The organism is Streptomyces sp. NPDC015532, assembly GCF_043078065.1.
Classification (GTDB): domain Bacteria; phylum Actinomycetota; class Actinomycetes; order Streptomycetales; family Streptomycetaceae; genus Streptomyces.
Genome location: NZ_JBIBSY010000006.1, coordinates 41,510 through 65,425, shown reverse-complemented (window position 1 = coordinate 65,425; position 23,916 = coordinate 41,510). Strand labels below are relative to the sequence as shown.

15 protein-coding genes and 2 pseudogenes are annotated in these 23,916 nt (G+C 70.2%); 11 read left to right on the top strand and 6 right to left on the bottom strand.

Annotation, left to right across the window (positions count from 1 at the left end):
- Positions 1–265 precede the first annotated feature (265 nt).
- A pseudogene (locus tag ACF07B_RS20500) lies at positions 266–638 on the bottom strand (hypothetical protein).
- Between the two features lie 195 nt (positions 639–833).
- On the opposite strand from ACF07B_RS20500, the gene ACF07B_RS20495 reads away from it, so the two are divergent.
- The 8 genes from ACF07B_RS20495 (at position 834) to ACF07B_RS20460 (ending at position 14,292) form a co-directional block, all read left to right on the top strand.
- Positions 834–2,303: an aldehyde dehydrogenase family protein gene (locus ACF07B_RS20495; protein ID WP_392179930.1), complete on the top strand. Its 1,470-nt coding sequence runs from the start codon at positions 834–836 to the stop codon at positions 2,301–2,303.
- A gap of 20 nt (positions 2,304–2,323) precedes the next feature.
- Complete coding sequence (locus ACF07B_RS20490) at positions 2,324–3,412, top strand: glycine betaine/L-proline ABC transporter ATP-binding protein (protein ID WP_369480410.1); 1,089 nt, start codon at positions 2,324–2,326, stop codon at positions 3,410–3,412.
- A complete protein-coding gene (locus ACF07B_RS20485) occupies positions 3,412–5,421 on the top strand; it encodes an ABC transporter permease (protein WP_392179929.1) in 2,010 nt (669 codons plus the stop codon). Before ACF07B_RS20490 ends, ACF07B_RS20485 begins: the two co-directional genes overlap by 1 nt.
- A 13-nt stretch (positions 5,422–5,434) precedes the next feature.
- On the top strand, positions 5,435–6,403 hold the full coding sequence (locus ACF07B_RS20480; RefSeq protein WP_384236119.1) for an ABC transporter substrate-binding protein: 969 nt from the start codon (positions 5,435–5,437) through the stop codon (positions 6,401–6,403).
- A 216-nt stretch (positions 6,404–6,619) separates the two neighbouring features.
- Entirely contained in the window at positions 6,620–9,058 is a 2,439-nt protein-coding gene (locus ACF07B_RS20475; RefSeq protein ID WP_392179928.1) for an FAD-dependent oxidoreductase, read from the top strand.
- Between the two features lie 137 nt (positions 9,059–9,195).
- On the top strand, positions 9,196–10,428 hold the full coding sequence (locus tag ACF07B_RS20470) for a sarcosine oxidase subunit beta family protein (RefSeq protein WP_392179927.1): 1,233 nt from the start codon (positions 9,196–9,198) through the stop codon (positions 10,426–10,428).
- A gap of 11 nt (positions 10,429–10,439) precedes the next feature.
- Positions 10,440–13,697 carry a sarcosine oxidase subunit delta family protein gene (locus ACF07B_RS20465; protein ID WP_392179926.1) on the top strand — a complete coding sequence of 1,086 codons (3,258 nt, stop codon included), beginning with the start codon at positions 10,440–10,442 and terminating at the stop codon, positions 13,695–13,697.
- Complete coding sequence (locus ACF07B_RS20460) at positions 13,690–14,292, top strand: sarcosine oxidase subunit gamma (protein ID WP_392179925.1); 603 nt, start codon at positions 13,690–13,692, stop codon at positions 14,290–14,292. The genes ACF07B_RS20465 and ACF07B_RS20460 overlap by 8 nt, the downstream gene beginning before the upstream one ends.
- 496 nt (positions 14,293–14,788) lie before the next feature.
- On the opposite strand, the gene ACF07B_RS20455 is transcribed toward ACF07B_RS20460, so the two are convergent.
- The 3 genes from ACF07B_RS20455 to ACF07B_RS20445 all read right to left on the bottom strand — a co-directional run bounded on the left by ACF07B_RS20455 (position 14,789) and on the right by ACF07B_RS20445 (position 17,451).
- A complete protein-coding gene (locus ACF07B_RS20455; protein ID WP_392179924.1) occupies positions 14,789–16,501 on the bottom strand; it encodes a protein kinase in 1,713 nt (570 codons plus the stop codon).
- A gap of 166 nt (positions 16,502–16,667) precedes the next feature.
- Entirely contained in the window at positions 16,668–16,853 is a 186-nt protein-coding gene (locus tag ACF07B_RS20450) for a hypothetical protein (protein WP_392179923.1), read from the bottom strand.
- A gap of 13 nt (positions 16,854–16,866) precedes the next feature.
- Positions 16,867–17,451, bottom strand: a complete 585-nt coding sequence (locus ACF07B_RS20445; RefSeq protein ID WP_392179922.1) for a tetratricopeptide repeat protein — start codon at positions 17,449–17,451, stop codon at positions 16,867–16,869.
- Between the two features lie 152 nt (positions 17,452–17,603).
- Between ACF07B_RS20445 and ACF07B_RS20440 the strand changes: the two genes are divergently transcribed.
- From ACF07B_RS20440 to ACF07B_RS20430, 3 genes and pseudogenes are all read left to right on the top strand, one after another.
- On the top strand, positions 17,604–18,044 hold the full coding sequence (locus ACF07B_RS20440) for a hypothetical protein (protein WP_392179921.1): 441 nt from the start codon (positions 17,604–17,606) through the stop codon (positions 18,042–18,044).
- Positions 18,041–21,871, top strand: a complete 3,831-nt coding sequence (locus ACF07B_RS20435) for a hypothetical protein (protein WP_392179920.1) — start codon at positions 18,041–18,043, stop codon at positions 21,869–21,871. The genes ACF07B_RS20440 and ACF07B_RS20435 overlap by 4 nt, the downstream gene beginning before the upstream one ends.
- 180 nt (positions 21,872–22,051) lie before the next feature.
- Positions 22,052–22,105 (top strand): annotated as a pseudogene (locus ACF07B_RS20430) (hypothetical protein); the annotation flags it as partial.
- Between the two features lie 222 nt (positions 22,106–22,327).
- Here ACF07B_RS20430 and ACF07B_RS20425 read toward each other — a convergent pair.
- Positions 22,328–22,927 carry a hypothetical protein gene (locus tag ACF07B_RS20425; RefSeq protein ID WP_369480422.1) on the bottom strand — a complete coding sequence of 200 codons (600 nt, stop codon included), beginning with the start codon at positions 22,925–22,927 and terminating at the stop codon, positions 22,328–22,330.
- 180 nt (positions 22,928–23,107) lie between these two features.
- A complete protein-coding gene (locus ACF07B_RS20420) occupies positions 23,108–23,653 on the bottom strand; it encodes a hypothetical protein (RefSeq protein WP_392179919.1) in 546 nt (181 codons plus the stop codon).
- Positions 23,654–23,916: the final 263 nt, after the last annotated feature.

Below are 23,916 nucleotides of genomic sequence, written 5' to 3'. Positions count from 1 at the left end.
GCCTCGTGGTTCCTGCGGTTCGCGATCCCGGGCGGCTACTCGCCCGCAGTGGGAAGGCGCTGACCGCGCCACGGCCGGGGTGGCGGGCCTGCACGTGTTCACGTTCAACCAGCTCGCCGAGACCGAACGGTGGCGCCGCGCGCTGGTGGACCGGTTGAGCGACTGAACGATCGCCGGAGCGGGTCACCTCGTCCAGGAGGACGCCCGGTTCGTATACGACGGTGGCGGGGCCGGAATCCGACCCCGCCCCCTCATGCCGTACCGCTCAGCGGAAGACCACCGTGTGGTTGCCGTCCACCATGACGCGGCTCCCGCTGTGCCGCTTCACCGCGTGCGCGAGTACCTGTGCCTCCGCGTCCCGCCCGACCGTGACCAGGTCCCCGGTGTCGAGCGAGTGGTCCACCCGGACCACGTGAGCGGATCGTTCAGGCAGTGGCCGAACTTGGACACCATGATCAGCGTCCGGGTCGGGGTCGACGCTTCGCGGGACCGAATCGGTAACGCAGAGTTTTCGCATTCGTGTCAGGGTCGGAGACGTCGAAGTGAACCCTCATGAAGAAACGGCCCTGGAGTCGATCGTCGAACTGCCGGCTCTCCAGGCGGTCTGGGGGACACGTGCAGCCTCCGCTGATGCGTATTGCACAACTCGGTGAGCGATACGCAACATGGTTGGGGTGGAGGGGGTCATCGCTCAAGAGGGACGAGTCGATGGGCCCTTGTGGAATCGTCATCCGCCAACCCCTTGACGTAGGTCTGTGGCGTTCGCCATGGTGTTCCACCACAAGCAATTGAATGCACGATGCGCAACGCGTAACGGCTGAAGGGCTTGGCGAGTGGCAGACCTGTACGTGGCTGGGGAATGGCGCGACGCGGCGGCCGGTGGCCGCCGGGAGATCCGCTGTCCCGCTGATGGTGTGCTTGCCGCGACCGTGTCCGAGGCGACGCGTACGGATACCGAGGCGGCGATCGCGGCGGCCCGCCGGGCCTTCGACGAAGGTCCCTGGCCGCACACCCCCGAGCGGGAGCGCGCTGCGCTGCTGCTGCGCACCGCCGACCTCATCGGGCGCGACGCCAAGGAGTTAGCCCGCGCCGAGTCGCTGGACACCGGCAAGCGGCTGGTGGAGAGCGAGTACGACATCGCCGACGTCGTCTCCTGTTTTCGCTACTACGGCGGGATCGGGGGCACGGATGCCGGCCGGGTGATCGACACCGGTCGTGATGACGCCGTCAGCCGTGTCGTCTATGAACCGATCGGCGTGTGCGGGCTCATCACCCCTTGGAACTACCCTCTGCTGCAGGCCAGTTGGAAGGTCGCCCCGGCGCTTCTCGCGGGCAACACGATCGTCCTCAAGCCCAGTGAGCTCACCCCCTCCACCTCGATCCTGCTGATGCGGGCACTGGAGGAGGCCGGGCTCCCGGCCGGCGCCGCCAATCTCGTCCTCGGCGCGGGCCCCGAGGTGGGCGGACCGCTCTGCGAGGACCCGGCCGTCGACATGGTCTCCTTCACCGGAGGCGTGGAGACCGGCAAGCGCATCATGGCCGCCGCCGCCGCGACCGTGAAAAAGGTCGCGCTGGAGCTCGGCGGCAAGAACCCCAACGTGATCTTCGCCGACGCCGACTTCGAGACGGCCGTCGATTTCGCCCTCACGGCCGTCTTCCTGCACTCGGGCCAGGTCTGCTCGGCCGGCGCCCGGCTGATCGTCGAGGACTCGGTCCATGACGCCCTGGTCGACGAGGTCGTCCGTCGCGCCCGGCAGATCCGACTGGGCGGGCCCTACGACCCCGAGGCCGAGACGGGCGCGCTGATCTCCGCGCAGCACCGGGAGAAGGTCGAGGCGTATGTCGCGGCCGGCCTCGCGGAAGGTGCCGTACTGCTCTGCGGCGGCGAACGGCCGGGCGATCCCGCCCTCGCGGACGGTTACTACTACCCGCCGACCGTGCTCGACGCGTGCACCCAGGACATGCGGGTGGTGCACGAGGAGTCCTTCGGACCCGTGCTGACCGTCGAGCGCTTCACCGACGAGGACGACGCCGTACGCATCGCCAACGACACCGAGTACGGACTCGCCGGAGCCGTCTGGACCCAGGATGCCGGGAAGGCCCAGCGGGTCGCCCGGCGACTGCGCCACGGCACTGTGTGGATCAACGACTACCACCCCTACGTGCCGCAAGCGGAATGGGGTGGCTTCGGGCACTCGGGCGTGGGCAGGGAGTTGGGACCGACCGGCCTTGACGAGTACCGAGAGCCCAAGCACATCTGGCAGAACATCCAACCCCGGCCGCAGTACTGGTTCCGCGGCTGAACGCCGAAGAGAGGCCGATCGTGACCCCAGCACAGGCTGAGGTGCCGCAGCGGCGCGGCACGCCCCAGGACTCGGCCCCCACTCCGGTGATATCCGTGCGCCAGCTGTGGAAGGTGTTCGGGCCGAAGGCGGACCAGGTGCCGAACTCCGAGGAGCTGTGCGGGCTCACCCGTCGCGAGCTGATGGACCGCACCGGATGCACCGCTGCCGTACGCGATGTGAACTTCGAGGTCTCGCCCGGCGAGGTCTTCGTCGTCATGGGCCTGTCCGGCTCCGGGAAGTCCACCTTGGTGCGATGTCTGACCCGGCTGATCGAACCCACCGCAGGGGAGATCGTCTTCGAGGGCGAGGACATCCGCGACGCGGACGACAAGCGCCTGCGCGAACTGCGCCGCCGCAAGTTCTCCATGGTCTTCCAACACTTCGGGCTGCTGCCGCACCGAAGGGTCGTCGACAACGTGTCGTTCGGCCTGGAGATCCGCGGCATGAGCAAGGCCGAGCGCACCAGGCGGGCGCTCGAGGTCGTCGAACTGGTCGGCCTCTCCGGCTACGAGAACTCTTACCCCGACCAGCTCTCCGGCGGTATGCAGCAGCGCGTCGGCCTTGCCCGGGCGCTGGCCGGCGACCCGGACGTACTCCTCTTCGACGAACCGTTCTCGGCGCTCGACCCGCTGATCCGCCGGGACATGCAGAACGAGGTCATCCGGCTGCACCACGAGGTCGGCAAGACGATGGTGTTCATCACCCACGACCTCTCCGAGGCGCTCAAGTTGGGTGACCGCATCCTCATCATGCGCGACGGCAGGACGGTCCAGTGCGGCACCGGTGACGAGCTGGTCGGCGCCCCCGCCGACGACTACGTACGCGAGTTCGTCAAGGACGTGCCCCGCGGCGACGTACTCACCCTGCGCTGGATCATGCGCGCGCGGGAGGACGGCGACGAACTGGACGGCCCCGAGCTGGGCCCGGACGTCGTGGTGAAGGAGGCCACCCGGGCGGTGCTCACGGCCGACAAGCCCGTCAAGGTCGTCGAGAACGGCAAGCTGCTCGGCATCGTCGGCGACGAGGAGATCCTTGCGGTGGTCGCCGGGCAGGAAGGCGGCGCGTGATGACCGTCGCCATCGAGAAATCCCAGAAACCCGAAAAAACAGAGGCCGTGGAGCCGGCCGCGCCCGCCGAGGGCGCGCGCAAGGTCAGCCGGCCCATGGTGATCGGCGCGATCCTCGTCGTCTGGCTGGTGCTGTTCGCCGTCCTGCGCGGAAAGCAGACCCTGCCGCTGGCAGCGGCGGATCTGACCGATCTGCACCGGTGGATCAACGGCTTCAACGACTCCGTCGGCGCCCATCGCAACTCCAACCCGCTCTTCCTGTACTTCTTCAACGAGATCCGGCTGGTCATCGACAACCTGGTGACCTTCATCCAGCACCTGATCTCCCAGCCGTCGGGGGCCCGCCCGGTCCCGCAGGTCGGCTGGCTCGGCGTCGTCGGCATCGCCGGGTACGTCTCCTGGGCCGTGGGGAACTGGCGGGTCGCGCTGCTGGCCGTGGCGGGCTTCACCTTCTTCGGGCTGCAGGGATTGTGGCAGGAGAGCATGGACACCCTCGCCCTGACCCTCTCCGCGGTGTTCGTGGCCCTGCTGTTCGCGATCCCGCTCGGGGTGTGGGCCGGGCTGTCGGACCGGTTCAACCGGATCATGGCGCCCTTCCTGGACTTCATGCAGACGATGCCGACCTTCGTCTACCTGGCACCGCTGACCCTGTTCTTCCTCATCGGCGGAGCGTCCGCCACGATCGCCACCGTGATCTACGCTGCCCCGCCGACGATCCGCATCACCGCGCACGCCATCCGCAACGTGTCGAAGACGACCGTCGAGGCGGCCGAGTCCCTGGGCGCCACCCGCCGTCAGTCCCTGCTCAAAGTCCTGCTGCCGATGTCCAAGCGGACCGTGGTGATGGGCGTCAACCAGACCATCATGGCCGCCTTGGCCATGGTGACCATCGCGGCCCTGATCAACGCGCCGGGTCTCGGTGTGAACGTCCTCCAGGCACTGCAGTCGCTCGACGTCGGCACGGCCTTCAACGCGGGTCTCGCCATCGTGGTCATGGCGATCGTCCTGGACCGGGTCACGACCGCGGCCAGCGCCCGCGAGGAGAGCGCGCGGCGCTCCAGGAACCGCTTCGTGAAGTGGCGGCGGCCACTGCTGGGCGCGGGCGCTGTGGTCACGGCGGTCCTGATCCACCTGTCGCACACCTATCTGTGGGCGGCGGACTTCCCCGGCGACGGCACGATCGGCCACCACATCGCGCGTGCGGCGGACACCGCGACCAACTGGGCGCAGGACAACCTGTCGGGTCTGACCAACGCCTTCCGCGACGCCATCACCAACGGCCTGCTCAACCCGTTCCAGACGCTGCTCACCGACTCCCCGTGGTGGCTCGTCGGCACGGTGCTGGTCGCACTGGGCGTGGTGTTCGGCAGCTGGAAGGCCGGGGTCACCACGGCCGTGTGCGTGGGCCTGCTGGTCGGTACGGGTGTGTGGTCGGACGGTATGACGACGCTGGCCTCGACGCTCGTCGCCACGGTGCTGGTGATGGTGCTCGGCATCGTCTTCGGCGTGTGGATGGGGCGCAGCACGCTCGTGGACCGGCTGATCCGGCCCACCCTGGACGCGGCCCAGGTCATGCCGCCGTTCGTCTATCTCGTGCCGTTCCTCGCGCTGTTCGGTGCCACCCGTTTCACGGCCATCGTCGCCGCGATCGTCTACGGTGCGCCGGTCGCCATGAAGATCATCGCCGACGGGATCCGGGCCGTGCCCGAGACCACCGTGGAGGCGGCCACCTCCGCCGGGTGCAACACCTGGCAGATCATCACCAAGGTTCAACTGCCGATGTCACGCAGCGCCCTGACGCTCGCGACCAACCAGGGCCTGATCTACGTGCTGTCGATGGTTGTTGTGGGCGGCCTCGTAGGAGCAGGGGCCCTCGGCTACGACGTCGTGGCCGGATTCTCGCAGGGAGAGCTGTACGGCAAGGGGCTGGCGGCGGGATTCGCCATCGTACTGCTCGGAGTCATGTTCGACCGGATCACTCAGGCAGCGGCGCGTCGCGCGGGCGCTTAAGGAGCACGACACCATGGCAAGATACTGGCGAGCCGGCACGGCCGGCCTGGCCGTCCTCGGCCTCACCCTCACCGCGTGCGGCGGGGCGAAGGTCGGCGACTCCTCCCCGGGTTCGAACAGCGCGGGCAGCTCGGGCAAGTGCGGCACGTTCAACCTCGCGGTCAATCCCTGGGTGGGTTACGAGGCCGACGCGGCGGTCGTCGCGTACGTCGCCGAGCACAACCTCGGCTGCAAGGTCAACAAGAAGAACCTGAAGGAAGAGATCGCCTGGCAGGGCTTCGGTACCGGCGAGGTCGACGTCGTCCTGGAGAACTGGGGCCACGACGACCTGAAGAAGAAGTACATCACCCAGCAGAAGACCGCGGTCGAGGCCGGTGAGACCGGCAACAAAGGCCTCATCGGCTGGTACGTGCCGCCGTGGCTGGCCAAGGCGCACCCCGACATCCTCGACTACAGGAACCTGAACAAGTACGCGTCCGAGTTCAAGACGTCCGAGTCGGGCGGCAAGGGACAGCTCCTCGACGGCGACCCGTCGTACGTCACGAACGACGCGGCCCTGGTGAAGAACCTGAAGCTGGACTTCAAGGTGGTGTACGCGGGCAGCGAGACCGCGCTCATCCAGTCCTTCCGGGACGCCGAGAAGAACAAGAAGTGGGTGATCGGCTATTTCTACGAGCCGCAGTGGTTCCTGTCCGAGGTGCCGCTGAAGAAGGTCTCCCTGCCGAAGTACACGACCGGCTGTGACGCCGTTGCGGAGAAGGTCGCCTGCGACTATCCCGTCTACAACCTGGACAAGATCGTCAGCTCGAAGTTCGCCAAGTCGGGCAGCCCCGCCCACAACCTGGTGAAGAACTTCAACTGGACGAACGAGGACCAGAACACGGTCGCCAAGTACATCGCCCAGGACAAGCTGTCCGGCGAGGCGGCGGCGAAGAAGTGGGTGGACGCCAACAAGGACAAGGTGGACGCCTGGATCAAGTAGGCCGAGGCCACAAGCCGGTCGGACATGCCCGGCGGGCGGCGCGTGCAGGTGTGCGCCGCCCGCCGGGCATTGCCGTGTTCCGGGCGGTGTTTCGGCCTGTTTTCCGACGTCACGGACCCCTTGACACCCCGTCCTCGCGGCAGGCACATTGAGTTGCGCAACCTGAACTGTGTTGCGCAGACAGCAACTCTACGGTTTGATTCCGGAGGTGCGGTGATGGCGGGACCCCGAGTGGTGATCATCGGAGCGGGCGTCGTGGGAGCGGCCCTCGCCGACGAGATCTCCGCGCGCGGCTGGACCGAAGTGACCGTGGTCGACCAGGGCCCGCTGCCGGCCACCGGGGGATCGTCGTCGCACGCCCCGGGCCTGGTCTTCCAGACGAACTCTTCCAAGACCATGACTGAGTTGGCCCGCTACACGGTCGAGAAGTTCTGTTCCCTCGACGTCGACGGCAAGCCCTGCTTCCTGCAGGTCGGCGGCCTCGAAGTGGCGACCACCCCCGAGCGCGTCGCCGAGTTGCACCGCCGCCACGGCTGGATCACCGCCTGGGGCATCGAGGCCCGGCTGCTGAGCCCCGAGGAGTGCGTCGAGCAGCACCCGCTCGTCAACCCGGACAAGGTCCTCGGCGGCCTCCTCGTCCCGACCGACGGCCTCGCCAAGGCCGTCCTCGCGGTAGAGGCGCAGATCCGCCGGGCCACCGGGCGCGGCGTACGCTTCCTCGCCCGCCACGAGGTCCTCGACGTCCGGCAGAGCGAGGGCCGCGTCACCGGCGTCCTCACCGACCAGGGGGAGATCCCCGCCGACTTCGTCGTGTGCTGCGCCGGTATCTGGGGCCCGAAGATCGCCCGCATGGTCGGCATGAACCTCCCGCTCACCCCGCTCGGCCACCAACTCGCCTGGACCGGCCCGGTACCGGCGCTCGCGGGCCAGACCGAGGAGGCCGTGCGCCCGATCCTGCGCCACCAGGACGCCGACCTCTACTACCGCGACCGCTTCGACGGCATCGGCATCGGCTATTACGGTCACCGCCCGATGCCCGTCTCCGCCGACGACATCCTGTCCGTGGACGAGGCCGACGAGATGCCGTCGGTCCTGAAGTTCACCGAGGACGACTTCGAGGACGCCTGGACCGAGACCCAGTCCCTGCTCCCCGCGACGCGCGAGGCCAAGGTCGAGGAGGGCATCAACGGCCTGTTCTCCTTCACCACCGACGGTCAGCCGCTCCTCGGCGAGTCCCCGGACGTCAAGGGCTTCTGGGTCGCCGAGGCCGTCTGGGTCACCCACTCCGCCGGTGTCGGCCGGGCCATGGCCGAATGGCTGGTCGACGGCCACTGCTCGTCCTTCGACCTGCACGAGTGCGACGTCAACCGCTTCGAACCGCACCAGCTCGCCCCCGAGTACGTCCTGGCCCGCGACTGCCAGAACTTCGTCGAGGTCTACGACATACTCCACCCGCTCCAACCGTCCGGGGACCCGCGCCCGATCCGCACGAGCCCCTTCCACGCCCGCCAGCAGGAGCTGGGCGCTTTCTTCCTGGAGGCGAACGGCTGGGAGCGCCCCCAGTGGTACGAGGCCAACGCGACCCTGCTGGACGGCCGTTCCATTCCGACCCCGAACGACTGGGCCGCGCGCTACTGGTCCCCGATCGTCGGCGCCGAGGCGCAGGCCACCCGCGAGAGCGTCGCGATGTACGACATGACGGCCCTCAAGCGCCTTGAGGTCACAGGTCCCGGTGCCGCCGCCTTCCTGGAGAGGCTGTCCACCAGCAAGATCGACAAGTCCGTCGGCTCCGTCACGTACACCCTCCTGCTGGACGAGGACGGCGGCATCCGCAGCGATGTCACCATCGCCCGGCTGGCCCGCGACCTCTTCCAGGTCGGCGCCAACGGCAACCTGGACCTCGACTGGTTCACCCGCCACCTCCCCGCCCAGGGCACGGTCCAGGTCCGTGACATCACCCCGGGCACCTGCTGCATCGGCCTGTGGGGCCCGCTCGCCCGCAAGGTCCTGCAGCCCCTCACCGACACGGACTTCTCGAACGACGGCCTGAAGTACTTCCGCGCCAAGCGCGCCCACATCGGCTCCGTCCCCGTCACCGCGATGCGCCTCTCCTACGTCGGCGAGCTGGGCTGGGAGCTGTACACCACCGCCGACCTGGGCCAGAAACTGTGGGACACCCTGTGGCAGGCGGCCAAGCCGCTGGGCGGCATCATCGCCGGGCGCGGCGCCTTCAACAGCCTCCGGCTGGAGAAGGGCTACCGATCCTTCGGCGCCGACATGACCTACGAGCACGACCCCTACGAAGCCGGCCTGGGCTTCGCCGTCAGGCTCGACAAGGGCGACTTCATCGGCAAGGCCGCCCTTGAGCGCCGTAAGACCGAAGTCCGCCGCAAGCTGACCTGCCTCACCATCGACGACCCGCAGTCCGTCGTCATGGGCAAGGAACCGGTGTACGACGGTGACCGCGCCGTCGGCTACGTCACCAGCGCCGCCTACGGCCACACGATCGGCAAGGGCATCGCGTACGCCTGGCTCCCGGCGGAACTCGCCACCCCCGGCACCACCGTGCACATCGGCTACTTCGACCGGCGCGTCGAGGCGGTCGTCGCCAACGAGCCTCTGTTCGATCCGACCATGTCCCGCCTCCGTGCCTGAGTGTCGACTTCGAGACAAGGAGCACTGTCGGTGACCGCTCAGTTGCTGGCCAGCAAGGAGGAACGCGAACGCCGTAAGAACGTGACGGCCCCCGAGCACCCGCTGTATCCGTTCCTTTCAGAAGACGGAGACGTCCGATGAGCCCCCTCACCCCAGGCGCCGACCTCCCGGACCACCCGGATTTCCTCTGGCGCACACCCGAGCCGAAGCGTTCGTACGACGTGGTGATCGTGGGCGGCGGCGGCCACGGCCTCGCCACCGCCCACTACCTGGCGAAGAACCACGGCATCACCAACGTCGCCGTGCTGGAGAAGGGCTGGCTGGCCGGCGGCAACATGGCCCGCAACACCACCATCATCCGCTCCAACTACCTGTGGGACGAGAGCGCCGGCATCTACGAGCACGCGCTCAAGCTGTGGGAGGGACTCGCGGAGGAGCTCGACTACCCGATCCTCTTCTCCCAGCGTGGTGTACTGAACCTCGCCCACAGCCTCCAGGACGTTCGCGACAGCGTGCGCCGCGTCGAGGCGAACCGCCTCAACGGCGTGGACGCGGAGTGGCTCGACGCGGACGGCGTCAAGGAAATCTGCCCGATCGTCAACATCTCACCGGACGTGCGCTATCCGGTCCTGGGCGCCACCTACCAGCCGCGCGCCGGCATCGCCAAACACGACAACGTGGCCTGGGGCCTGGCCCGCTCGGCGGACGCCGTCGGCATCGACATCATCCAGAACTGCGAGGTCACCGGCCTGGAGCTGGTCGGCAACCGCGTGGTCGGAGTCCAGACGAACCTCGGCCCCATCGCGGCGGGCAAGGTCGCGCTCTGCTCGGCGGGCCACACCTCGGTCCTCGCCGCCATGGCCGGCATCGAACTCCCCGTCCAGAGCCATCCGTTGCAGGCGCTCGTGTCGGAGCTGCTGGAGCCGGTGCACCCGACGGTCGTCATGTCCAACGCGGTCCACGTGTACGTCAGCCAGGCCCACAAGGGCGAGCTGGTGATGGGCGCGGGCATCGACGCGTACAACTCCTACACCCAGCGCGGCGCCTTCCACATCATCGAAGAGCAGATGTCCGCGGCCCTCGAGCTCTTCCCGGTCTTCGCCCGCGCCCACGTGCTACGCACCTGGGGCGGCATCGTCGACGTCAGCCCCGACGCCTCACCGATCGTCGGGCTCAGCCCCGTCGACAATCTCTACCTCAACTGCGGCTGGGGCACGGGTGGCTTCAAGGCCACGCCGGGCGTGGGCTGGGTCTACGCCCACACCATCGCCCACGACGCCCCGCACACCCTCAACGCCCCCTTCTCGCTCGACCGTTTCACCACCGGCGCGCTCGTCGACGAGCACGGCGCTGCCGCGGTGGCCCACTAGGGAGCCCGACCATGCTGCTCATCCCCTGCCCGTGGTGCGGGCCCCGCGACGAGGCCGAGTTCCACTACGGCGGCCAGGCCCACGTGCCCTACCCCGAGGACCCCTCGGCCCTCACCGACGAGGAGTGGGCCCGCTATCTGTTCTTCCGCGACAACCCGAAGGGCCCGTTCGCCGAGCGCTGGAGTCACGCGGCGGGCTGCCGCAAGTGGTTCAACGCGGTACGGGACACGACCACGAACGACATCCTGGCGGTGTACCTGGCGGGTGAGGAACGCCCGGCGGCGCCCGGGCCCCGCCCAGTGCGCTCAGCCTGTCCGGGGGTACCCCCTCGGGGGGAGTGCGAGGACAAGACCCCTTCACCGCCGACGCCGGTCCAGGGGACGCAGCCCCTTCAGGACGGGACGGGTGGGAGCGGTGGCGGTGCTGCCTCCATCAGTGGCTCCGCCACAGGCCAGCCGTTCCGTCACCCCACCCGCGGCCGCATCCACCGAGACACCCCCCTCACCTTCACCTTCGACGGCACCGAGTACCAGGGCGTCCGAGGCGACACCCTCGCCTCCGCCCTCCTCGCCAACGGCGTCATCGAGGCCGGCACCAGCGTCAAGCTCGGCCGCCCCCGAGGCATCTTCTCGGCCGGCGTGGAAGAGCCCAACGCGATCGTCCAGATCGAGGCGCCCTTCCCCGAGCCGATGCTCCCCGCGACCACCGTCGAGCTCTACGACGGCCTGGTCGCGAGCAGCCTTTCCGGCCAGGGCCGCCTCGCCGGCGAACCGGACCCCGCCCGCTACGACGCCGTACACGCCCACTGCGACCTGCTGATCGTCGGCGCGGGACCGGCCGGGCTCGCCGCGGCGGCGGCCGCCGTCCGCAGCGGAGCCCGTGTCATCCTCGCCGACGACCAACCCGAGCCGGGCGGCAGCCTCCTGGGCACGGCCGAACACCTCGACTGGGTGGCGGATGTCACCGGGCAGCTCGACAACGCCCCCGAGGTGCGAATCCTGCGCCGTACCACCGTCTTCGGCTACTACGACGACAACCATCTCCTCGCCGTCGAACGCCGTACCAACCACCTCGGTGCCGACGCCCCCGAGCACGTCTCCCGCGAGCGCGTCTGGCGCATCCGGGCGCGTCGCGTCGTCCTGGCCACCGGCGCCCACGAGCGCTCGCTGGCGTTCGCGGACAACGACCGCCCCGGTGTGATGCTCGCCGCCTCGGCCCGCACCTACGTCAACCGTCACGGTGTGCTGCCCGGCCGCCATGCGGTCGTCCTCACCACCAACGACAGTGCCTACGATGCGGCGCTGGACCTCACCGCCGCGGGCGTGGACATCGCGGCGATCGTCGACACCCGCCCCGCACCGGGAGAGTGGGCGGAGCGCGCTCGGCAGGCGGGTATCGAGGTGATGGCCGGGCACGCCGTCACCGGCACGAAGGGCGACGCGCGGCTCACCGCGGTGACCGTCGCCCCGTACGGAGAGTCCGAAGGACAGCGGGAGTTCACCGCCGACCTGCTGCTGGTCTCCGGCGGCTGGAACCCGGTGGCCCACCTGTTCAGCCAGTCGGGCGGCAAGCTGCGGTACGACGAGGCACTGGGCTTCTTCGTGCCGGACACCTGCCGGCAGGCGGTCGAGGTCGCGGGCAGCGCGAGCGGTGCCCTGGATCCGGCCGAGGTCCTGGCCCAGGGTGCCGCCGCCGGTGCCCGCGCGATCGAGGCCGAGGGCTACACCTCACAGTCGCCCCACCTGCCGGCGGTGGCCGTACGGCCGCGGCAGACGCCGGCGATGCACGTGTACGCCGTCCCCGGTGCTCCGGACTCGCCCCGCTTCGTCGACCTCCAACGCGACGTCGCCGTCGACGACCTGGCCCGGGCGGCCGGCGCCGGTCTGCGCTCGGTCGAGCACACCAAGCGCTACACGACGGCGGGCACCGCCAACGACCAGGGCAAGACCTCCGGGCTCCTGGCCGGCGGCGTCGTCGCCGAACTGCTCGGCGTGGACATCTCCGCGCTCGGCACGACCACGTTCCGGCCGCCGTACACGCCGGTCTCCTTCGCGGCGCTCGCCGGCCGTGACCGTGGCGTCCTGAGCGACCCGGTCCGCACGACCGCCATCCACGAGTGGCATGTCGCGCACGGCGCCCTCTTCGAGAACGTCGGCCAGTGGAAGCGTCCTTGGTACTACCCGCAGGGCGGCGAGGACAGGGAAGCCGCGGTCCTGCGTGAGTGCGCCGCCGCCCGCGACGGCGTGGCCTTCATGGACGCCTCCACCCTCGGCAAGATCGACGTACAGGGCCCGGACGCGGGCGTCTTCCTCGACCTGCTTTACACCAACATGATGAGCACCCTGAAGGTCGGCATGATCCGCTACGGCGTGATGTGCCGCCCGGACGGCATGGTCTTCGACGACGGCACCGTCATCCGCCTCACCCAGGACCGCTTCCTGGTCACCACCACGACCGGAAACGCGGCCGTCGTACTGGACTGGATGGAGGAGTGGCTGCAGACCGAGTGGCCCGAACTGAAGGTCCACTGCACATCCGTGACCGAACAGTGGGCCACCGTCGCCCTCGTCGGCCCCCGCTCCCGCGACGTCCTCGGCGCGCTGGCACCCCAACTGGCCGTGGCCAACGACGACTTCCCGTTCATGGCGTGGCGGGAGACCACCGTCGCGGGCATCGGGGCCAGGGTGTGCCGGATCAGTTTCTCCGGCGAACTCGCCTACGAGATCAACGTGTCACCCTGGGAAGCACTCACCCTGTGGCAGGCACTGCACGAGGCCGGTTCCCCGTACGGCATCACCCCGTACGGCACCGAGACCATGCACGTCCTGCGTGCCGAGAAGGGCTACCCGATCATCGGTCAGGACACCGACGGCACGGTCACCCCGCAGGACCTGGGCATGAGCTGGGCGGTGTCGAAGAAGAAGCCCGACTTCATCGGCAAGCGCTCCTACGCCCGCGCCGACACCGTCCGCCCCGACCGGAAGCACCTCGTCGGCCTGCTCCCTGTGGACCCGGCCGTCTTCCTCCCCGAGGGCACTCACCTGGTCGCCGACAGCGAACTGCCCGCACCGCCCGTCCCGATGCTCGGCCATGTCACCTCCAGCTACCGCAGTGCCGCCCTCGGCCGGACCTTCGCGCTCGCCCTGATCAAGGGCGGCCGTGACCGCATCGGCGAGCGGCTGTACGCCCCCGTCGGTGACCGGATGGTCCCGGTGACCGTCGCGAGCCCCGTCCTCTACGACCCCGAGGGAGCCCGCCGCGATGGCTGACACCGCCCTGAGCGCCCCGCTCCGCAGCCCCTTGGCGCAGGACGCGGACCGCCTGGCCACCGTGACCCGCACGTCGGGGGGCGCGATACGGCTGGCCGAACTGCCGTTCCTGGCCCAGATCAACGTGCGCCTCGACGCCAAAGGAGCGGCGGCGGACGCCGTCGGGCTCGCACTGGGCCTGCAACTGCCCCTCGAACCCAACACCGTCGTACGCGCCGGGGAACTGACCGTGCTGTGGCTCGGTCCGGACGAATGGCTGGTGACCGGCCCGACCGGCAGTGAACGGGACCTGGAGCACCGGATCCGGGAGACAGCGGGAGACGAGCCCGTCTCCGTCACCGACGTCTCCGCCCAGCGCACCACGATCCTCGTGACAGGTCCCCGCGCCCGCGATCTGCTGGCGCACGGCTGCGCGCTGGATCTGCATCCGAGGGCCTTCGGCTCCGGCCGTTGCGCCCAGACGACCCTGGGCCGCACGCAGGTCGTCCTGGTCGCCCGGGACGAACCCAGGGCCGGGTTCTGGGTACTGGTCCGTTCGTCCTTCGCGGGCTATCTGGCGGACTGGTTGCTGGACGCGGCGACGGAGTACGTCTGAGTGATCTCGGCGGGGCGGGCGATGCCGCTGCGTCAACTTCGGCTCCTGGGGCAGGAGCGGTCCCACCACGCCGTGCGGCCCTCAATGACGGCACTCGGGCGGGTTCCTGACGTGTCCGTGACCGCTGTCGGCCATCCCTTGTTCTTCGCAGGGAATCCCGGCCTTCAGGTCGGGCGGGAATGCGATCCTCGGTCTGGAGGCGCGAAGCGCCGGAGATCACTGCGCTTGTGTGGTGACGGTCATGCCAGGCACTTTTGTGCCGGGCTGGTCCGTCACGACGCCGACCCGGCATAGCGAGAAGCCCCTTGCCTCAGCCGGGGGAGGAGTCACCTGAGGCAGGTCTCGCTTCGGAGCGGCCGGGCAGCGCAGGTACCACGGGTGCCGAACGAAACCGATCGGCACGCCGGTCGTGGCCGATTGGGCGCACCGGCCCACCTGCAGGGTGGGCTGGGCCGGTGGGCGCAGGGCGGCGTGATCGAGTCGGCCGACAGGCTGCTCAGTCCTGGGCCGGCATCACCCTGGTGACCTTGCCCTTCAGGTCGGCGTCCAGGTAGCCGGTGACGTGGTCGTCGGCGAGATAGACAGCCAGTCCCAGCGGGGTGTCGAACGTGTCGTCGGCAGGGCGGACCAGGACGTAACGCATAGTCGGCCGCTGTACGTTCAGGTCCTTCTTTGCCCGCTTCAGCAGGGCGGGAAGGACGTCCCAGTCGAAGCTGTCGAGACTGAAGGGGCGTTTGCCGCCGATGATGGCGCTGCTGATGATGCCCTTCTCGACGCCCTGGCCCGGGCGGTAGGTGTAACTGTCGTACTTGGTGTCGCTGCCCTTGACCATGATGTCCGCGGAGACGTACGTCGGGTAGACGGTGAGGTCGCATGCGCGGTCCGTGCCGGTCGCGGCCTTGATCTTCCTCACCGCCGTCCGGATGCCGTCGGGGGTGAGCAGATCCGTCTTCGCGTCGGTCTGGGGCGCCGGGGCCGAGCGGGACGGTGTGCGAGCGGGGTCCGTCGTCCTGGTCGAGGTCGCGCCGGATGAGGCGGAGGGCTTTCCGTTGTCCTTGTCGCCTCCGTCCGGTAGCAGGGTCCACACCAGGACTCCTGCCAGCACCGTACCGACGACGGACGAGGCGATCGCGATTCGCCGCTTCGCGGGGTCGCCCGGCCGTGCCGGCGTCGGCCGGGTGGGGCCTGCCGGGTAGGGAGTCGGCGGACCGAAGCCCGAAGCCGGCCCGAAGCCGGAAGGCGGGCCGAAGCCTGCAGGCGGTCCGGACCCGACCGGTGCGGAGGGTGCGGGTGTCGGACCCGGCGGAGGTGTCAGCCTGTACGACGTGACCACGTCCGCCCCGGCGGGAGCACTTCGAGCCGTGTGGCCGCCCTCGATCGCCTCCGCGAGCATCTGGTCCGCGGTCTTCGCGTCCGCCCGGTCGGCAGGGTTCTTGACGAGCACGGCGTTCAGGAACCCGGTCAGGACTCCGGCCTGGACGGGTGGCGGAAGCTGCTCGCTCAGCAGTGCCGCCAGCGTGGCGAGGGTGGTTCCCCTGCGCAGCGGGTGATGTCCCTCGACGGCGACGTACAGCATCATCGCCAGCGACCACAGGTCGGAGCCCGGGCCGCCCTCGCCGCCGGAGATGCGCTCGGGCGCCATGAAGTCGGGCGTGCCGATGATCGACCCGGTCATGGTCAGGGCGGTCGATTCCCTGATGGTCGCGATTCCGAAGTCGGTGAGGACGGGACGTCCGTCGGGCCTCATCAGCACGTTGGCGGGTTTCACGTCCCGGTGCTGGATGCCGACATCGTGCGCGGCGCCCAGTGCGGCCAGCACCTCGCGACCCAGCCGGGCGGCGTCGGCGGGCGCCAACGGCCCCTTGTCGAGCCGGTCCTGAAGTGACCCGCCGGTCACCAATTCCATGACGAGCCACGGGTAGACGTATTCCCCGCCGTCCACCACGTGGTGGATGGTCACGACATTGGGGTGAACGACGCGAGCCAGCGCCCGTGCCTCGCGCAGCACTCGGGCCCGGAGCATGGCCGCGCCCTGCGGGTCGTACTCGGCAAGACCCGGATCGGGCGGCCGTACCTCCTTGAGCGCCACGGCCCGGTCAAGGACCAGATCGCGTGCGCGCCACACCGTGCCCATGCCACCGCCACCGAGCCGCGTATCCAGCTCGAAGCGCCCCTCTATGACCCGTCTGCCGGAATCACCCTCGTTCATGGCTGGAAGCCTACGAGATACCTGTGACACGGCCCCACCCAGGTCACCGCAATACGCGCAGGACGGTGCGATCAACGCCGGCGTGTGTGGGTCGCACCGGGCAACCGGTAGGCCTCGTCGGCGTGGAGTCGCTCGGGCTTGGAATGCTCGCTGCGGGATTCGTGTCCTAGGCGGTTTCAGCGCGGACATGAGTGGAGTCCCGTACCGCCCGGGACCGGTCGACCAGCCCCTGGCCGACGAGCATCTCGAGCGTGCCGACGGCAGCAACGGCTTCGCGGTCTCCCACCATCCGTCCGGCGCGATCCATCCCCAGCGCCCACTCCCATGACCCCGCCACCAACCAACTGGCCATGCAGGAAACGGTGTCAGCCGCCCGCGTTCCGTTCCGCGATCCGCAGATTGTCGGCGATCTCCCCACGCACCGGATGCCCGGCCGGCAGGCCCATGCTCTGGGCGTGGGCCTGGCGCAGGACCGTGAGGCCTTCGCGGCGGAGACCTGCGGCGAAGAGGGTCGCGCCGAGGGTGTTGGCGGTGGTGAGGGTGGATTCGTGGGCGGCTCCCAGGCGGCGGGTGCGGCGCTGCCAGGTGTCGTCGAGAACCGCGACGGACGCGGAGATGTCACCCTGGATGGCCAGGGCCCCGCCGAGGTTGTGAGCGCAGTCGAGCGTCGCGGGGTCGTCGGGGCCCCAGGCGCGGGCCGCACGGTCGGTGGCCTCGCGGGCGATCTGCGCGGAAGCAGCCGCCTTGCGCTGCTGGTAGAGGGTGGAGCCGAGCAGGTTGAGCAGGCCGATGGTCTCCCCGTGGTTCGCTCCCAGCTCCGCCTCGCAGTCGGGCAGCAGGCCGCGCAGGAGTACCTCCGCCGCGGCGAAGTCGCCGGTGTCGAACAGGACGCGCGCCGTGCGGAGCTGCCGGCGCAGGCCGGTGCGGTTCGGGCCCTTGCGACGCCACACGACGCCCCCTCGCCCACGGCGTCGTCGCCGTGTCGTTGTCCCGGTGGTGCGGCCGACCACCATATAACCGCGGCACGTTGGTCGGGGAGGGTGCGGGCGCGGGCCGCGCCGCGGTGGCACGATGGGGCGGGCACGGCAACGGGAGGACACCCATGATCGAATCCCTGGCGGCGGTCGCGACGGCCGCTTCGACGACGCTCGTCGCCGCGATGGCGACGGACGCCTGGGGCGCCGCGCGCTCCGGGTTGCTGCGGCTGTTCGGGCGGGCTGACGCACCCGGACAGGGAGCGCTGGTCGCCCTGTTGGAGAGCGAGGCCGCGCTGGTGTCTGATGCGGAGGATCCGGAGACGGCGCGCCGGCAGTTGGCACCGGCTTGGCAGCTGCGGCTCGAGCAGTTCCTTCGCGCGCACCCGGAGGCGGCCGACGACGTGCGCGAGCTGACCCGGCGGTTGCAGGACGAACTGCCCGCCCAGCAGCGCCACTGGGTGCAGCACGTCGAGGCGCGCGACCACGGGCAGGCGTTCGGCGCGCAGGGCGGGAACGTGATCGTCCATCAGGAGCCCGGCGCCGGCCGCGGTGACCGCGCGACGTGAGCGAGCAGCACGTCAGCGCGACGGGCGGGTTCGCCTACGGTGTCGTCGGCGCGGACATCCATGTGTTCGGCGACGGCACGCCGTTGTACGTGCTGCGCCGTTGGGCACCGACCCCCGAGGCGGATCCGCGGTGGCTGCGGCAGCAGCCCAGCCGGATGCTCCACGCTCGGTTCGCCGTGGCGCCGTTCACCGGGCGGGAGGACGAACTGGGAGCGCTGCACGCCTGGTGCGCCGGCGGTCCGCAGCGGGCGGCGCGCTGGCTGCACGCGCCGGGCGGGCAGGGCAAGACCCGGCTCGCCCAGCAGCTGGCCGCCGAGTTGTCCGGGCAGGGCTGGAAGGTGGTCACCGCGGTCGAGGGGCCCGGGACCGTGCTGCCGCCGCCCGGCAGCCAGGACTTGACGCCGGACAGTGCGGCCGGGCTCCTGCTCTTGGTCGACTACGCGGATCGCTGGCCGCTGACCACCCTCACCTGGCTGTTCAGCAACGCCCTGCTGCACCGGCCGGACGTGCGCGCCCGCGTCCTGCTGCTGGCGCGCGGCACTGATTCCTGGCCGGCGCTGCGCGGGGCGCTCGCCAGTGAGCAGATCGACGTGTCGGCACAGGCCCTCGGGCCTTTGGACGAGCCGAGCGGCCAGGCGGCCGGGCAGGGCGAGCGGGGGGCGATGTTCCGTGCGGCACGCGCCGCCTTCGCCGAGCAGTACGGGATCGTAGCGCCGGCGGGCGAACCCGACCTCGCCGACGACGACTTCAGGCTGGTGCTCGCCGTGCACATGGCCGCCCTGGTCGCCGTCGACGCCGCGGCCTCGGGTCGGCGCGCCCCGCCCGATCTGGCAGGGCTCACCCTCTACCTCCTCGACCGCGAGCATCTGGGCTGGGTGCTGCTGCACGACCGGCGGGGCGCGGGACGGATCACCCTGGCCCCCGCGGTCATGAACCGGGTGGTCTTCGCCGCCTCCCTGAGCGGCGCGCAGCCGCAAGAGCAGGGAGCATTACTGGTGGACGCGCTGGAGGTCGGGCAGCCGACGCCCACCGTGCTGGCGGACCACGGCGTCTGCTATCCGCCGCCCGAGGGCGTGGACGGCACGGTCCTGGAACCGCTCTATCCGGACCGGCTGGCGGAGGACTTCGTCGCGCTGACCGTGCCGGGCCACGCGGCCGACTACCCGGCGCAGGCGTGGGCGGCGGACACCGCGGGCGCCGTGCTGCGGCACGGCTCCGGCCCCGCCCGGGGGGTCTCGACGCTGATCGCGGGGGCGGGCCGCTGGCCGCACCTCGGGCCCGCCTGCCTGTATCCGCTGCTGGCCGCCGATCCCGGCCTCGGCGTGGCCGCCGGGGGCGCCGCCCTCACCGCTCTGGCCGAGCTGCCCGACATCACGACGGCGCTCTTGGAGGACGTGGTGGACGCCGTGCCGCACCCGACCCCCGCGAACCTCGTGGTGGGACAGGCCGCCGTCAACGTCCGGCTGTTCACGTCCCGGATCGCGGCGGCACCGGACCGGCACGAACGCGCCTGGCTGTACGCCGGGCACGGCAACGACCTGCACGAACTGGGGCGCACGCAGGAGGCGCTGCGGGCGGCGCGGCGCGGCGCCGAGCTTTTCCAGGAGCTGGCAGCCGACGATCCGGAGACGTACGAGGAGCACGTCGGCCGCACCTTGACCAACGTAGCCGGTCTGCTGCACCGCACCGGCGAGGTCGACGAAGCGGTGGCGACGCAGCAGCGCGTGGTGGACCTCTTCACCCGTCTCGGCCGGGACGATCTGCGCCGGTACGAACCGTACCGGGCGACCGCGCTGGCCAACGTCAGTGTGCATCTGGAGTCGGCCGGTCGGTGGGAGGAGGCGTACCGGGCCAACCAGGAGGCGGCGAGCGCGTACCGCAGGGCAGCCGTCCACGATCCGGGGCAGCGCAGGGGGTTGGCGATCGCGCTGTCCAACGGGGCAGCCCTCACGTTCCGTCCGCCTGCGGAGGATGTCGCCCTGCGCGAAGCGGTCGAGTTGGGCCGAGAGTTGGTGCGCGAGGGGGCGCTGGTCGAGGACACGCCGCTCGTCGCGTCGCTGGAGCGACTGCGCGAGCACTTGTCCGCGCGCGGCCGGCACGTGGAGGCCGTCGAGCCGGCGCGGGAGGTGGCCGAGCTCAACCGGCGCCTCGCCGAGGCCGATCCGCACCGGTACACCTCTGCGTGGACGACGGCGCTGATGAGCCTGCACGGGATCCTGCTCGACGCAGACCGTCCCCAGGAGGCCGTGGAGGTCGGCGAGGAGGCGGTGACGTGGCTGCGCCGGCTGGCCGACCGCGCGCCCGCCACCTACATGTCGTCCCTGGGCGACGCGGTGTCGCGGCAGAACAGTGCGCTCCGGGCTGCGGGCCTGCCGCCGGAGCCGGAGGCCGACGTTCCGCGGCGGGTGCTCGACCCCGACTCCCTGGGCCGGCAGGTGCCGGAGGCCCGGATCGCGGTGGACGGGTGGCTTCCGGAGCTGCTGCCCGTGCGGCACGTGTCGGCGGCGGTACTGGAGGACACGGCGAGCGGACTCGCGCGTCGGCGGGACTGGCCGGCGTACTGGGAGCTCGTCCGCTCCGCTCCCCTCGCCGACGCGGTGTACCTCGTGCACCGGATACCGCGGCGCGCCGGGGCGCCGGACCGTCCGCTGGACGCGGAACTGTTCGGCTGGCTGCGGTCCCTCTCCCCGCGCCGCGCCCGGGCCCTCGTAGAGGGGGCGGCCGGCGCGGCCACCCGGACGCTGCCCGAGGACTTCGGCGTGTTCTCCGCGGCGCACAGCGCGTTCGGGCACGGCGGCGAGGTGCTGGCCACCGCGCACGTGACGGACGACCCGGACGAGCAGTCGCGCGAGGTGATCGAGACCCTTGAGCCGGTGTCCGGCACGCGGACGGTGCTCCACCGCGGCCCCGTGTGCCACGAGTCGCTCGCCGTCCTGGGCCCCGGGGACGTGATCGCGCTGCGCCGCAGCGAGGGGTACGCGGCCCGGGCTGAACTGGTCCGGCACACGTCGTCCGAGACGCGGGTGCTGGCGCAGAGCCGCACGTTGACTGGGGCGCACCTGGCGGCCACGGCGTACGGATGCGTGGTCTCGCTGCCCCTCACGCCGCAGGTCCTGGTCCTGAGGACGACCGGGGAGTTGCGCCAGGTCGACCTCGGGCAGTGGGCGCTGAGCACCGGCGGTCCGATGGCGGTGACCCCCAGGGGCGACCGCATGGTGCTGTGCGACGGCTACCGCCTGATCGCCGTCCACGCCGCACTCGGCCACGCGCTGGACGCGGCCGCTGTACCGGCGGAGCACGCGCCGGTACGGGAGCTGGTCTTCGCCGGGGAGGACGCGCTCGTGACGGCGGGGCGGCACGGCGGGCTGGTGCTGTGGCGGCTGGACGCCGACGGGATGCGGCCGGTGGCGTCCCGCGACACCCCGATGCTGTCGCAGCTGTGCGCGGTCCCGGCCTGGGACGTGGTCGGCGGTCACGCCGGCTCCGAGGACCGAGTCCGCTTCTTCGACCCGTGGCGGGGTCTCGCCCCGGTCGACGCCCCGCCCGCGATCGTCGGCTCCGCCCGTCGCCTGCGCGCGGTGCTGGCGGCGCCGGGCGGACGTCACGTCATCTACTCCGGGCAGCTCGACGTGGACGCGCCGCCGCGGCGCCGCTCCTTCGCGTTCGTGACCCGGGTGCACGATCTGCACCATCCCGGTTCGCTGTTGCGGCGGTCGCCGGCCGGTCTGGGCGACGCCGAGCGCGCGGCTTTGGCGCGGGCCGACGGGGATGATCCGGGCGTGCGCGACCTGTTGCGCCTCGCGCACGTGATGGCCACCCGCCTCTGACGACCCAGGGAGCGTGAGTATCGAGAATCCGGCGTCGCGAAGACGTGCGGGTTGTCCCGAACGGCGAGCGGTTCTCGATGCCGTCTGTCCCCTCGTTGCCCGGAGAAGCCGGCCGGGTATCTGGAGGAGGGGCCGGCCGCGCACGGCTGGGTGAAGGGCCAGGGGTGAACCGCCGCGAGGGTGGCCCTGTTGATCGGCAGGAAGTTCCACGTCTCCTACGGCGTCTCGGGGAGGACGAGGCTGATGCACCGGCTCGGTTCCAGCCACAGGTTCCCGCGCGGTGGGTCGCCGAAGGCTCCGCAACCTATGTGGGTGACGCGGGGCGGGGCGTCGGCATCAATGCCCCGCCCCGCCCCGCCCCGTCCCGCCCCGAGCCGGTTGGCTCATACTGCGTGCAAGAAATCGGACTGCGAGAGATCGCAGCCGTCGGCGTACCTTCTCCGGGCTGCTGTCAGCTCAGATCGTCGGCGTGTCGTCGATGGTCTCCTGGTGCGGTTCGACGATGAACTTCCAGCCGGCGCTGGGCTCTATGAACCGCACTCGGGTGGGGTAGATGTCCAAGGCGCGGCGGTCGCGGTTCTGGCTGCTCGTGCCCTTTCGGCCGCGGGCCGGCTCTTCGTACAGGTCGACCTTGACGTCCGGCACCGCCACGACTTCCTCGTTCCAGCGCTGAACGATTCCCGCGCCGAACGCTTCTCTTGCCGCGGTGTAGAGCGACTCCAGAGATTCCTTGTTCCCGTTGGGCACGAAGAGAGCGAGGTTCAGGAGGACGCCGGCACTCTGGAGAACCTCGATTTCTTCCCCAGCTTCGTCGGCAACCCAGATCCCACGCTCTTCAACATTGTTCGGAAGGACATGAATTTCCTTACCGAAAATTGTCCTTGCGACGAAGGATCCTCCATCGAAATACTTTCCCGGCTTCGTGAGGAAGGCCGGAGCGTAGCAGTCGAGAGAAAGGTCGTCCAGCTCTGCCGAGACGAAGATCTCCTCCTGGGGGCCCAGTTCTGAAACTTCCTCGACTGTAAGGCGTCGAGCCGTAAGCTTTTCGGTGTTCACGCTATTTCTCCTTTTTCGTATGGCCATGGACAGTCCGAAGATCCGCTGCTCGCGGCTTGGCCACGGCTCCACCGGTAGGCCTGGGTTGGGGCCGAGGCGAGTGGTGCCGACGGCTGAGCGCGTTGCTGGAGATCGCCGCCCCGGACAAGATCCCAGACGCAGGACCCGGGCGGCAAATCTTCATGGGGAAAGGCGGAGGTGACGGCATCGAGTCCAGACACTGGGGGCTTCCCGACCCGCCCCTCCCTTCAAGACACCAGCCCGCGTAGACCTGTTGAGCTGTATCGGTTTGTCGGTATCGATTTTTCGACGTGAATGTGTCGGCACGTGGAGTTTTGGTAACGGCCGGTTGGTTTGCGTGAGCAGTCCCAGTGTCGATATCAGGCGATTGCCCTGCCTGGAGTGGAGTAACAGGCAGGCGGGATGGGCGATACGGCCGCGGCCGGGGGAAAGGGTGCGCTCGACCGGTGTGTGAGCCATGGCCCGGTTGAACGACTTATTGATCGAAGCGCGGCGGCCCTTGAGCGAACCGGGGAAGCCGTCTGGGTGGCACTTCAGCTGGAAGATCCGCAGACCGACTTCAGCGGTGACCGGCAGATCGATGCCATCGCCGCCGCGCCCGTTGACCACGATCACCGGCCCTCCGTCATCGAACATGCGGTGCAGCAGCGCCTCGACATACCGGTCAAAGGCCGGCTGCCCGATGCGGTCCCACTCGATTGCCACGTCACGAACTCCGCACCGTCCCTCACAACGCGGCGCGAGCACTGGGCGGCGTCGTCCTGCCCGGCGCCGCGCGTACCGGACACACCAGCAGTCGCGGCCCCCACCAGAACCCCGACCACGCAGGCCCCACCACAGTCACGGAGCGACAACACCCCCGCCTGGCGGAAGTGGTGCAGGAGGGTGAGAACCCGGGCCGCTCGCGCGGCGGGTGAGGCGGTCGGCGCGGCGAACGGCCAGTGCCGGTCGGTCGCGGCCAGGCGACT

Coding starts and splice junctions, on each gene's coding strand:
- ACF07B_RS20450 (WP_392179923.1), bottom strand. CDS start 16,853: ATGGCCAGTTGGTTGGTGGCGGGGTCATGGGAGTGGGCGCTGGGGATG.
- ACF07B_RS20460 (WP_392179925.1), top strand. CDS start 13,690: ATGGCTGACACCGCCCTGAGCGCCCCGCTCCGCAGCCCCTTGGCGCAG.
- ACF07B_RS20455 (WP_392179924.1), bottom strand. CDS start 16,501: ATGAACGAGGGTGATTCCGGCAGACGGGTCATAGAGGGGCGCTTCGAG.
- ACF07B_RS20480 (WP_384236119.1), top strand. CDS start 5,435: ATGGCAAGATACTGGCGAGCCGGCACGGCCGGCCTGGCCGTCCTCGGC.
- ACF07B_RS20475 (WP_392179928.1), top strand. CDS start 6,620: ATGGCGGGACCCCGAGTGGTGATCATCGGAGCGGGCGTCGTGGGAGCG.
- ACF07B_RS20485 (WP_392179929.1), top strand. CDS start 3,412: ATGACCGTCGCCATCGAGAAATCCCAGAAACCCGAAAAAACAGAGGCC.
- ACF07B_RS20465 (WP_392179926.1), top strand. CDS start 10,440: ATGCTGCTCATCCCCTGCCCGTGGTGCGGGCCCCGCGACGAGGCCGAG.
- ACF07B_RS20470 (WP_392179927.1), top strand. CDS start 9,196: ATGAGCCCCCTCACCCCAGGCGCCGACCTCCCGGACCACCCGGATTTC.
- ACF07B_RS20440 (WP_392179921.1), top strand. CDS start 17,604: ATGATCGAATCCCTGGCGGCGGTCGCGACGGCCGCTTCGACGACGCTC.